The following is an 11,772-nucleotide window of genomic DNA, read 5'->3' as shown; positions in this document are numbered from 1 at the left end:
CTCCTCATCCGCATCGCAAGACTCATGAACCTCAAACGCACGAAGAAACTGCCGCCGCTGCGCGTCGGCGTCGGCGGCCCGGTCGGCTCCGGCAAGACCACGCTGCTCGAAATGCTCTGCAAGGCCATGCGCGAGCGCTACGACCTCGTCGCCATTACCAACGACATCTACACGAAGGAAGATCAGCGCCTCTTGACCGTCGCGGGCGCCCTGCCCGCCGAGCGCATCATGGGCGTGGAAACGGGCGGCTGCCCGCACACGGCGATCCGCGAGGACGCCTCGATCAACCTCGAAGCCGTCGATCAGATGCTCACGCGCTTTCCCGATGCGGACATCGTCTTTATCGAATCGGGTGGCGACAATCTGGCGGCCACCTTCAGCCCGGAATTGTCGGACCTGACGATCTACGTGATCGACGTGGCGGGCGGCGAAAAGATTCCGCGCAAGGGCGGTCCCGGCATCACCAAGTCGGACCTGCTCGTCATCAACAAGACCGATCTCGCGCCGCTGGTGGGCGCGAATCTCGATGTGATGGCGTCGGATGCGAAGAAGATGCGCGGCGAGCGCCCCTTCGTGATGTGCAATCTCAAGGCGCTCGACGGCCTCGATCAGGTGATTGCCTTCATCGAAAAGAAGGGGCTGCTGGTCGGCAATAGCCAAGCCTGACATGAGCATCTTCCGCCACTCTATGCCGGCGAATATCTCCGCGCCCATCGTGCCACCGCGCGCTACGTTACATCGCTGAGCAATCTTGCATAGTCCGCATACCATGCCACGTCGCAAACCCGGCGTCCTGTAAATCTACCCCCCCTTGGGATCTCGATCGACGATGGCGAGTTCCGGGGGCTCACAGCAGTTCTGCTAACTCCGGCGTGTTATCCAACGAGCACCCCACGTAGGCATTTGCCAATCTTCATCACACGCCAACGATCGGGCATTCTTGTATTTTCATGATCGATAGTTTTACGTCGAACACGTAGACCATTCGCCCCATTCCCCTGCCGCAAAAATGCGGCTTCCAGCACCCCAGCGCGTAAAGCTTCTTACGCTTTTCAACGCCCACGCTAATCCCGCCAGCGCTCACGTGGAATCAGTAACAAACCTCAACGAGAAGTTGCGTAGTGGCAAACGTTTGGCAAATGTACTGCGTTTGATTTTCAACTATAGTGTGCGCCGCAGCGATAAATAAAAATCTAGCCAAGGCAAGCTTGCTGACATACCAGAGTTGTCTCTAACAAACAGTAAAACGGGGCGATTGTGACGTAAGCGGCCAGCGATCCCGCCTTGACAGGCGAGGTTAGGCGATTGTGGGTTTCGGTTGCCAACGATGTGGCAACAACGCGGCAATGTCGTTGGCCTTGTGTGTGGGCAGACGCGTGAGGATGTCCTTGAGATACGCGTGCGGGTCGTGCCCGTTGAGTTGCGCCGAGCGGATCAGGCTCATGATCACAGCGGCGCGCTGCCCTGCGCGCAATGAACCTGCGAACAACCAGTTGGCCCGACCGATGGCCCACGGACGTATCTGGTTCTCAACCCAGTTATTGTCGATAGGTACGCTTGCGTCGTCCAGATAGCGCGTGAGCGCTTCCCAGCGCTTCAGGCTGTAATCCAAAGCGTTTGCAATGCCAGAACCTTCGGATACGAGCTTGCGCTGCGCGATCAACCATTCATGCAAGGCGTCGCAAGTCGGCTTGGCCCGCGACTGGCGAAGCCGGTAGCGCTCATCCACAGTCAGTTCCGCTGCGTCACGCTCGATGTCGTAAAGCGCAGAGAAGAACGGCAGGACATGCCCCGCAACCTGACTGCTGTGGTTGGTGTGCAGCTCGAAGAACTTTCGACGCGCATGAGCAGCGCATCCGATCTCGGTGACGCCCTGCTGGAACGACGCCTTGTAGCCGCCGTAGTCATCGCATACCAGCTTGCCGTCCCAGTCACCCAGGAACTTGCGCGCATGTTCGCCCGCGCGGCTGTGGGCGAAGTCGTAGACCACCGCGCGCAGGTCACTGAACTGGGTGGGCGCATACGCCCACAGGTACGCACGGTGCGTCTTGCCCTTGCCGGGGCTGAGCATCTGCACTGGCGTTTCATCGGCGTGCAGCACGCGTTGCTGCAGAATCTCATGGTGTAGTGCATCGACGAGTGGCTGAAGCTGCACACCGCACGTGCCCACCCATGCGCCCAGCGTCGATCTCGGTATCGCGAGGCCCGCGCGGCTAAAGATCTGTTCCTGGCGGTACAGGGGAAGGTGGTCTGCATATTTGCTGACCAGTACCGACGCAAGCAGGCCGGCGCTCGGGATGCCCTTGTCGATGACGTGTGCGGGCACCGGTGCCTGGATCAGCGTCTCGCACCGGCGGCATACCCATTTACCCCGGATATGCCGCTCCACCGTAAACACGCCCGGTGCGTAGTCCAGCTTCTCGCTGATGTCCTCGCCGATTCGCACGCGCTCGCAGCCGCAGCGACACGCCGTGCTGACAGGCTCGTGGTGTATGTCGGTGCGAGGCAGTTGCGGCGGCAACGGCGCGCGTTTGGGCTGCTCACGTTGCCGCTCAGCTGATGGTGACTTGAGCTGTTCGAGCTCAATCTCGATGGCTGCCACGTCGCCATCGATGGCCTCCTCGAGGAGGCTCATCTGCTCGCTGTTGAGCCGCTCGCTACGCTGGCCGAACTGCTGGCGCTTGAGGATCGCGATCTCGTGCGACAGCTGGTCGATGCGGGTCTGCCGGAAGTGCAGTTCCCGATCCCGCTCGCTGACCTCCCGGTCCTTCACCTGCACCTCGGCAATCAACCGCACTGCGAGGGCACGCAACTGTTCCGGACTGAGGGAGTCAAGATCGGTGGGCAGGTTCATGCAGACCAGTCTGCCAGAAGCCCGCATACCGGTGAAGCGAAACAGTTTACGTCGCCGTCATACGATGCGGATCACGCCGTCCCGGCCAATGCGCTGCCACGGCAGGCCCAGCACCAGGCCAGCCAGCTGCTCGTGTGTCAGCGCGTGCTGCTTCGGCTCGCTGCCGGCGTGCGGCCAGACGAACTGCCCTTGATTCAGGCGTCGTGCTGCCAACCAGATGCCGATTCCGTCATGAACGAGTACCTTCATTCTATTGGCCCGGCGGTTGGCAAACAGATAGGCGTGGTGCGGATGCGCGGCGCCGAACACCTTGACCACACGCGCCAGTGCGGTGTCGAAGCCGGCGCGCATGTCCAGTGGATCGACAGCCAGCCAGATCTCGTCGACCCGGATCATCGCAGCCACTCGCGCAGCCACGCTGCACACTGGGCTGCCTCCGATATCGGCCAGTTGACCGTGACGGTCTGATCTCCCCGACGCACTTCGACACGAATCTCTGCCGAGTGTGTGTTCCGGGTTTCCAGGGCAATCGGCACAAATGCTGGCGTGGCAGCCGGTTGCAAATCTGCCGGGCGGCCCGGCAGGCCCTTCGGCAGCCGGCCTTCCGCCTGATCGATCCAGCGTCGCAGCAGGTTCGCGTTGAGCCTGTGAGCCAGCGCGATCGCTGCAACTGATACTCCGGTTCCGTTGCAGGCAGCTACGACCTCGGCCTTGAACTCCTCGCTGTAGCGTTGCCGGCGACGGCGTTCGGAAGGCATTCCTTCTTCGACGATAGTGTTCACGTGTCCGCTTATTCGTTAGGTGGACACGATACTCCCAAGAGCCTTACCGAACCTCAAGATGGGATGCCCGGCCGCTTACATTGTGACATCTGTAGAACACCATGATCAAACGTGGACGAAGGTCCATCTCGACGCATTTCGAGGAGCGGCTGCATTGATCGTTGCGCTAGGCCACGCGCGAGGATTATTCTTTTTTAGCCTGACGGGGAAAACCGCTGCTCACGAATTGACCATTGGCGATGAGGCTGTCATGGCCTTTTTCGTGTTGAGCGGCTACCTGGTTGGAGGCAGTGTACTAAGGGACATGAAGGCGGGCACATGGGACTGGCCGTCCTATCTGATCAAACGGCTTGTCCGGTTGTGGGTTGTTCTAATCCCTGCAGTTTTTATTGGTATCTTGATCGACTCGATCGGATTTCATTACTTGAGCGGAAAGGGAAGCATTTATTCATTTCCAGCTGGGCAAATTTATGTTTTACCCAATAATCTAGACGAACTACACAGCCTGACGACTATCGTTGGGAATATCGTATTTCTTCAGACGATCTTCGTTCCAACGCTCGGAACCAATGCATCATTGTGGAGCCTGTCCAACGAGTTCTGGTACTACCTACTCTTTCCGATGGGAATGCTGGCGATCCGATATTGTTCAAACGCCCTTAGTCGGCTTGCGTACAGCGTCGGCGTCGCAGTTATCTTTTCGCTACTTGGTATTCACGGCAGCATCTTATTTCTGACGTGGCTATCGGGCGCAGCACTGTCGATATTGCCCCGCCAGATTCCTGCGCGGCATGCAAACTGGGCAGTCTCGATCGCAGGCGTCGCATTTGTCATTTTCTTTCTCGGCATCAAGAGACTCCATCTCCAGCTCTATCTCTCAGAGCTGGTTGTCGCGATGGCTGTTTGCGCGCTGATCTATACCGTCAAATGCCAGGTCACGCCGTGTAGATCGTTCTTCTATAGCCGGATCGCTGGCTGGTTCTCAAAAATCTCTTACTCGCTATACCTTACGCATCTACCTCTCCTGATTCTGGGGTGCGCACTGCTTAATACGCCGTGGGAAAAGTCACGAGTTGCGCCCGCCATGCTCATAAAATTCTCTGTGGATTTTGCTGCTGCGATCGCATGGGCGGCGCTCGTCTATCACTTATTCGAAGCGAAAACTGACACTGTTCGCTCCGCAACGACTGCAATAACGCGAAACTTTGGCTTCGTGTTGCGCAGGTAGTCCTCGCAACGAGACGAAGAGCGTGCTCGATTGGCAAGAACACCCGTCAACCGCTCGGCCAGGAGCCAAGCCAGGTCTGCGGAATGTGCGCTGTGTGAGCGGCCTCGGATGCGAATAAGGTGGCGCGCGTGCCGCGAGCCGAGGACCGGGCGTCGCTCGATGCAAGTCCAAGTATCGCCGATAGCCCCCGGCGGTGTTTCATGAGCTTACACTTTGTAGGTAAATTACCTGGGTGATTTCCTCTGGCGTAAGCCTATGATAGCTTGGCGGCATGTAGGCCCTGAGCCGCGTATGTATTTGATAACCGCAGATTCGCTCTGCGGTTTCTTTTTATTCACTGGGGAAAACCCTTCTTGGGAATTACCACAACGAACCGGTCAGTAGCCAGACCAGAAGGCAAAGGTCCGCCAGGAGCAGCAAGGTACCTAGAATTAGCCAATTCGTGGGCGTCATAATGCGGACGACCATGAAGACGTGAAAAGCGTGGGCTTTTGCCCTCTGTTTGCTGCTTCGAAATGGTTCAAGGATAAACTGAGACGGTCGTTAACAGGGGCATGAGCCCAAATGCGCCCCTCCTTGAACAAGTAATCCATGCCACCGTTCTCACGATCGAGGTGTTAGGGGAGATTTGTAGAATAGAGCTGAGTGAAGAAGCAGTCGACAAGTTGGTGTGCAGCGCTTACAGGGAGTTCATTGGCGCTTCCTTGCAAGTAAGCGCTCCTTCTGCCCACTAAGCAGTGACCCCAAAGCCTTGTTCCCGCGTGTGCCTCCGGTTCATGGATCGGCGACGAGTACATCGATCTCTTCCGGAAAGTCAACGCGGAATTGCGACTGACGGCCAGCGCGAACAGCGAGCAACAGGCGCTCAATCATCTCCAATGATTGCATCTGAGTATCCGCGTCGACTACCCGCAGTCCATCAATATCACCCGGCTTCCGTCGACGAATTTTGATCAGATACGCGACTGCGCGAGATCGCGTCATAAACAACTTTTTCATCGCCGTTTACAGCTTTATTTCGTGACGAGCAGATGGTACCCGATGCGGTGAAATATGAGCATTGAAGCCTTCAGGAAAAAGCCCCGGCAGATTAGGCCGGGGCTTAGTGCCCGCCGCGCCTCGATCTAAGGCCGCGGGCTCTGCGGGTTGAGTCAGCGAGAAACGGGCACTCACGCAGTAATCCCAGCGCGTTCAGGGCCAATGGAATGTCAGGATCTCCCCGCGGTGCGCCACACCGACTGAATTATGCCGCCATTTTTGAAAAGCGCTCCCCTTCCCGATAAAACCGACAGAAGAAGCAGTTCATGGCTCGGCAATATAGTTTTGCATCCGCTAGCCGAATAAGTGCGCATTCAAGTGGGCAGTATTTAGTCGTTCCAGCACTACGTTTTGGTTCACCGGTCTTTGGACAAGAGGTCTCGCATCTGAATTTCTGCAGTATTTGCGTGTCAACGATCAGAAAGCAAGCAAGATCACTTGACAGTCCAGCACATCGTCGGACTCGCAATTGAAAAGCTGAAGCAAGATCAACTTGGAAATCTTTCTATCCCTTTCTATTTCTGCCCTACGTCCGCCTCTGACAGGGGCGCGCACGCTCCTCTTTCTGGCGACATCCACATGAATCCACGCGGCTCAAACCGCTCTTTCACCTGGGCCGGCTGCTCGTCATGGCCGCTGCGTACGCAGCGCGATTCCGTCATCAACGTCCCTACTCCGTTATATCTGCGGCGACTGGAGCGACCTAACCGTCGGACGGACTAGCCAATACCGCGAATTCGCTTTGCAGTACTCGGTCCACGAGCAAACGATTGACGCGCATATCGAACGTTAGCCTAATGACATCGGAGACGCCCAAGCCTCGGGCGCGAAGAATGCGAGCTATCCCCTTGATTGTGATCGTAGCCCTTTCGCTCGCGCAGACCTCGACGTCGCTCCCATCGGGATGACACGTATAACGCCCCGGTGGCACGTGCGCGACAAGCGCGGCGGGCAAAGTCACCCAGCCGCCCCTCAAATGCCAGTCATTGATGATCTGATGGAAAACTGCCCGCCCAGCCTGCGTATCCACCTCCATGGGCAGTTCGGAACTGGTGCGAGTATGACTCTCCCGAAGTACCTGAGCGAGCACGTCCGGGTCAGGCTGAAATCCGCGCACGCCATACACGCCCCAGTAAGGTCGCGTAATCGCTGGCGCCCAAAGCATTGCGGATCGAAAGCTGGTTTCGTCCATCCTGCCGCCTCCGACGAGGTGGTCGAACAACCAGGCACGGGTCGCTACGCCCCCCGCTTCACACAGCGCCTCGTATAGGGTTCGCTCCGACGGCGACAACACCGCCTGCGGTTCAATCTTCTGCAGAGATCGAATACCCGCACCTGAACTGAGCGCCGACAGCCATGGCTGCCGCTCCAGCAGCGCCCAAACTATCCGCGTCGGTGGCTGAACATCAAACATCGGCGAGAACACGGCATGCCTCGCCCGCATTGTCCGGAGTCTCTCGATCGCACCCATGATTTCGTCAAACGCGATGGCACCCGCCGCCACCGCGAGCGCACGCCTCGTCGCGTCGAGTATGAGATTGCGCTCGCTCGCGTGGCCGCGAAGCCAGAACCATTGGGGCTTGCCGCCTGCGGGCGTTTCAAGCCACTCAAATCCCGTTGTCCGCTCAAGCACTATGGCAACCTTCGCGATGACGTCCGTCGCCCACTGTTCTTCCATCGCGTAGGTTTTTAGCAGGCCCATATGGGCCACCCCCGCGGCCCGGATCATTGCGTGGGCCATTTCGACAATTGCGGTGTCGTGCACGGAGACCTCTGCGACCGCGTCTCCAGCGTCCGGCGAGGTGACCATAATCTCTCGTCGGCCGTTGACGCGGCGCTTCGCAAATGCGAACAGCGGTTTGCCGAGGACATCGGTGCAAAACCGATTGACGTCTTCAGGCGTTATTCCATCGCCGAGCAGCGGGCGCAGCAGGACCTCCAGTTCATACAACGAACAAGGCAGATGCGGTTGTGCCTGCTCGCGAATACGCTCAAACACGCCGGCGTTGATATTGAGCCCTTGTACAACAGAGTTAAGCGCCTTAAGAATTTGGCTGACACGGGACTCCACAATTCCGTGACATTTGGCTATCGCGGCAAGTGAGGGACCATCTGCCGCGTCTACCCCGTAGCGCTGCGCGAAAATCCTTGCGCTTACCCGCTCATGATCGGCGCGTGTCTCGCCCGGCGCAAAAGCCTCGAACCGTGCAGCCGCTACGCGAGTCGCCACCTCAATGATTGACGAACGCGCATCTGGCGCAGAGATGGTAACCCGCGCCTTTTCAACCACCGTAGTGGCAGGCAATACCTTGCCGAGAAGCCTTCCTGGTTCAACCTTGAGCGCTTGCTCCCACGCGGCGACTTGGGCCGCCTTGATTCGCACAGGGGCACCCACACGCTCCCAACGCGCGAGCACCTCAATCGAAATGCCCACGCTTGCGGCGACGGCGCGGCGTGTTATCCCCAGCGTTTCTCGGCGCAGAGACGCACGCTGGCCCGCCTCGACATAGGGGTCGCTCGCCACAGCCCTTTCATCAGCCTCGAAGAACCATCCAGCGGAAACATTGAGCGCGCGCTCCCACGCCTGCTGCTCGCGGCTCAAGATGTAGGTCGGAATCCCTCTCGTCTCCCAGCGACCGAAGGTGGAAGTGCTCAGTCCGGTAAGCGAGGCCAACGCTTCGCGTGACAAGCCAAGCTCCTCGCGCCGGGCGCGCGCCCGCGCACCGGCAGCGCGATCATAACTATCCTGATTCGGTGTGGCATGCCCACTTTCGTTGTCAGAGGTGTTTCTCGTCATGAAAATTTCGTGGCGCCGTAGGGCTGGAAGTCAATGTCGTCAGAAAGCAGCATCTCATATTGCTGGACAAAGGAAACTGGCGAACAGATATCCCAATTGGCCTTTCTTCTTGGGTGTGAACTCGATGGTTCCCGAAGACGCAGCTGCGACAGCCTTCACCACCCAATAAAAAACTAAATTTTGATCGCGCCCTTTCTAAAGTTCCGCCGTGGGCGGTCGTTAGCCTAAGCATGGCGGTCGATAATTCGCGATTGACGGTCCGCCGATGCCACGTGGCCGTGGCGCAAACGGGCTTAGCCCCTTAGGAGATTTTCAATGCTCGGAATTAACAGCAACATCAACTCGCTGGTTGCACAGCAGAACCTGACCGGCTCGGGCAGCGCGCTGTCGCAAGCGATCACGCGCCTCTCGTCGGGCAAGCGCATCAACAGCGCGGCGGACGACGCAGCAGGTCTCGCGATTTCGAATATTATGCAGACCCAGATCAACGGTCTGAATCAAGGCGTGTCGAACTCGAACGACGGCACGTCGATGGTGCAAACGGCATCGTCAGGTCTGTCGTCGCTGACCTCGTCGCTCCAGCGTATCCGCCAGCTCGCTACGCAAGCATCGAACGGCGGCATGACCGATACCGACCGCGCAGCACTCCAGCAGGAAGTTTCGCAGCAGGTCTCGGAAATCAACCGTATCGCGTCGCAAACGACGTACAACGGCATGAACGTACTGAACGGTTCGTTGGGCAATGTGTCGTTCCAGGTCGGTGCAAACGTCGGTCAAACGATTTCGCTTTCGCTCACGCAAAACATGAGCGCAGCGCAGCTCGGTGGCGGCCAGGCGCAAGCTGGTAACACGCTGGGTTCATTTACGGGTGTGTCGTTCGACGCCAACGGTACAGCTGTCAACAACACGCTCACGGAAACGCTGACCGCTCCGGTTACGGTGGGTGTTGTCACGGCCGTCTCAGGTTCGGCGAGCGCCTCCATTCCGGCTGGTAACACTGCTTCCTCGATTATCGTCGCGGGTTCCAGCAAAGTGACGGTGACGGACGATGGTCTGGGCAATGCTGCTACGAGTATCACCGCAACGGACGATAAGGGTGACACGTTCAGCTACAACAAGTCGACCAAGGTGTGGGCTTTGGCAACCAGCGGCGGGAGTGCAACTCCAGGTGCTCTGGACACCACGGCCGATGCAGGTACCATCGCGGGATTGAACAGTGCGCTCGGCCTTGCGGAAGGCAAGACCACGCAAGCTAACGCAGGCGTTTCGGTTGCTTCGATGACGGCTACGATCGGTTCGAATGGCGTCATGACGTATACCGACGCCGACGCAGGCGCAAACAACGGCATGGTTATCACGGACACGAATGCCATCGCTCAGTTCAACAACAAAGCTTCGACCAACGGCGATACCATCCCGAGCACCTCGCCCGCGATCACCAGCATCAACGTGATTTCGGACGGTAAGGGCAATTACACGCTCACCGACCAGAATAACATGGCACTCAGCGCAACGGCTGCCAAAAAGATCTTCCAGGATGGTACGGTTAGCACGGATGCAAACGGCAATACGACGCTCTCGGGCTTGACCGGCACTCAAATCGCGTCCGACATCAATACCGCGCAAGCCGGAACTGCCGCGCAAGCCGCTGCTAATAACACGGTCGGCAGCACGATCACGACGCTGAACACCGTTGAGAACGTCAGCCAGATCGACATTTCGACGGCAGCAGGTGCATCCGCTGCAATGGAATCGATCGACAACGCACTGAACACCGTCAACCAGCTGCAAGCAACGCTCGGCGCCGCACAAAACCGCTTCACGGCAATCGGTACGACGCAGCAAGCCCAGTCGACCGACCTCTCGACGGCACAGTCGAACATTCAGGACGCAGACTTCGCACAAGAGACCGCTAACCTGTCGAAGGCCCAAGTTCTGCAACAAGCTGGTATCTCGGTTCTGGCGCAAGCGAACTCGCAACCGCAGCAGATCCTGAAGCTCCTGCAGTAACGAGCTCTCGTAGCACGCATCGCATACACCGCCGTCATACCCGGTGTATGCGATGCAAACCAATCGGGAGGCTCGCCTCCCGATTGGCATTTTTCCGATCTGAACCGATTCACAAGACTTCGCCCAAGCACGGAGCCTGTCCATGTCCACCGTAAATTCGACCGCCAGCACGATCGCGAGCACCGTCGCCGCCACCACTGCGTCATCGAATGCCGCTCTGCAGGAAGCCGCCCAGTCGATCATCAGCGGTTCGACCGGCAACTCGTCGATGGACGTGAGCTCGCTCGTTTCAGCGCTCGTGAATTCGAAGATCGCTGGCCAGGCCGCTACCATCGCGGCTTCGCAGTCAACAGACAACACCCAGATTTCTGCCTACGGCACGCTTTCGGCGGCGCTCTCGGCGCTCCAGGCGAGCCTTGGAACGCTCTCCGATGGTACGACCGTCAACTCGTTCTCGGCGACCATGAGCGGCACCGGCATCACGGCGACGGCTGCCACAGGCGCCGTTGCTGGCTCTTACTCGCTGGACGTAGCTCAGGTTGCCACCGCGCAAGTCCTCACGTCGAAAGGCTATAGCCCCGCAACTCAAGCGCTTGCAACTGGACCAGCGACGATGACGCTGACAGTTAACGGCGCAAGCACCACGATCTCGCTAAATAGCTCTAACAGCACTGTTTCCGGTATTGCATCGGCAATCAATTCGGCGAGCAACAATCCCGGCGTAACGGCAACGGTTGTCAACGGTGCGGATGGAGCACACCTTGTGTTGCATTCGACATCAACGGGTTCGTCGAATGGCATTAGCATTGCTGTCAGCGATGCAGTTGCGAGCGACCCCCTGAATGGCCTCGCGGTTACGACAGCCTCGGGTCAAGCGATAACCACTTCAAGCGCAGATGCGAGCGCGCTCGCAAGCAATCAGTCGACGCTCACGTACACCACCGTCGATAGCAGCGGCAATTCCACGACCGTAACCGGTGCAAAGAGTACGGGAGCCTGGACACAAACGACGCCAGCTCAGGACGCCTATTTCACGATCGACGGTACTGGCATCACCAGTTCG

The 11,772-nt window shown here is 58.3% G+C and carries 9 protein-coding genes; 4 read left to right on the top strand and 5 right to left on the bottom strand.

From position 1 onward, the window contains the following. Positions 1-24: 24 nt before the first annotated feature. Positions 25-666, top strand: coding sequence for an urease accessory protein UreG (gene ureG, locus VG320_RS21310; protein WP_327202050.1), 642 nt, complete (start codon positions 25-27; stop codon positions 664-666). A 631-nt stretch (positions 667-1,297) separates the two neighbouring features. Here ureG and tnpC read toward each other — a convergent pair. The 3 genes from tnpC to tnpA are packed head-to-tail and all read right to left on the bottom strand — an operon-like array spanning position 1,298 to position 3,636. Continuing rightward, a complete protein-coding gene (tnpC, locus tag VG320_RS21305; protein ID WP_327202049.1) occupies positions 1,298-2,854 on the bottom strand; it encodes an IS66 family transposase in 1,557 nt (518 codons plus the stop codon). Between the two features lie 57 nt (positions 2,855-2,911). Then, a complete protein-coding gene (gene tnpB, locus VG320_RS21300) occupies positions 2,912-3,250 on the bottom strand; it encodes an IS66 family insertion sequence element accessory protein TnpB (protein ID WP_327202048.1) in 339 nt (112 codons plus the stop codon). Then, positions 3,247-3,636 carry an IS66-like element accessory protein TnpA gene (gene tnpA / locus VG320_RS21295; protein ID WP_327202047.1) on the bottom strand — a complete coding sequence of 130 codons (390 nt, stop codon included), beginning with the start codon at positions 3,634-3,636 and terminating at the stop codon, positions 3,247-3,249. The genes tnpB and tnpA overlap by 4 nt, the downstream gene beginning before the upstream one ends. A 58-nt stretch (positions 3,637-3,694) precedes the next feature. Between tnpA and VG320_RS21290 the strand changes: the two genes are divergently transcribed. After that, the gene (locus VG320_RS21290; RefSeq protein WP_327202046.1) at positions 3,695-4,864 is read left to right on the top strand and encodes an acyltransferase; all 1,170 of its coding nucleotides are present in this window, start codon (positions 3,695-3,697) and stop codon (positions 4,862-4,864) included. Positions 4,865-5,638: 774 nt separating this feature from the next. Here the strand turns inward: VG320_RS21290 and VG320_RS21285 are convergent. Both VG320_RS21285 and VG320_RS21280 read right to left on the bottom strand, forming a co-directional pair. Next, a complete protein-coding gene (locus tag VG320_RS21285; protein ID WP_327202045.1) occupies positions 5,639-5,863 on the bottom strand; it encodes a hypothetical protein in 225 nt (74 codons plus the stop codon). Positions 5,864-6,605: 742 nt separating this feature from the next. Then, positions 6,606-8,699, bottom strand: coding sequence for a helix-turn-helix transcriptional regulator (locus VG320_RS21280; RefSeq protein ID WP_327202044.1), 2,094 nt, complete (start codon positions 8,697-8,699; stop codon positions 6,606-6,608). Between the two features lie 315 nt (positions 8,700-9,014). Between VG320_RS21280 and VG320_RS21275 the strand changes: the two genes are divergently transcribed. Both VG320_RS21275 and VG320_RS21270 read left to right on the top strand, forming a co-directional pair. Continuing rightward, on the top strand, positions 9,015-10,709 hold the full coding sequence (locus VG320_RS21275; RefSeq protein ID WP_327202043.1) for a flagellin: 1,695 nt from the start codon (positions 9,015-9,017) through the stop codon (positions 10,707-10,709). A gap of 142 nt (positions 10,710-10,851) precedes the next feature. Next, a partial coding sequence (locus tag VG320_RS21270; protein ID WP_327202042.1) for a flagellar cap protein FliD N-terminal domain-containing protein occupies positions 10,852-11,772 on the top strand: 921 nt, incomplete at its 3' end.

The organism is Paraburkholderia sp. (genome assembly GCF_035948235.1).
Lineage (GTDB): Bacteria > Pseudomonadota > Gammaproteobacteria > Burkholderiales > Burkholderiaceae > Paraburkholderia.
Note: the sequence above shows the minus strand (reverse complement) of the source record. Positions and strands in the feature narration are given on the sequence as shown.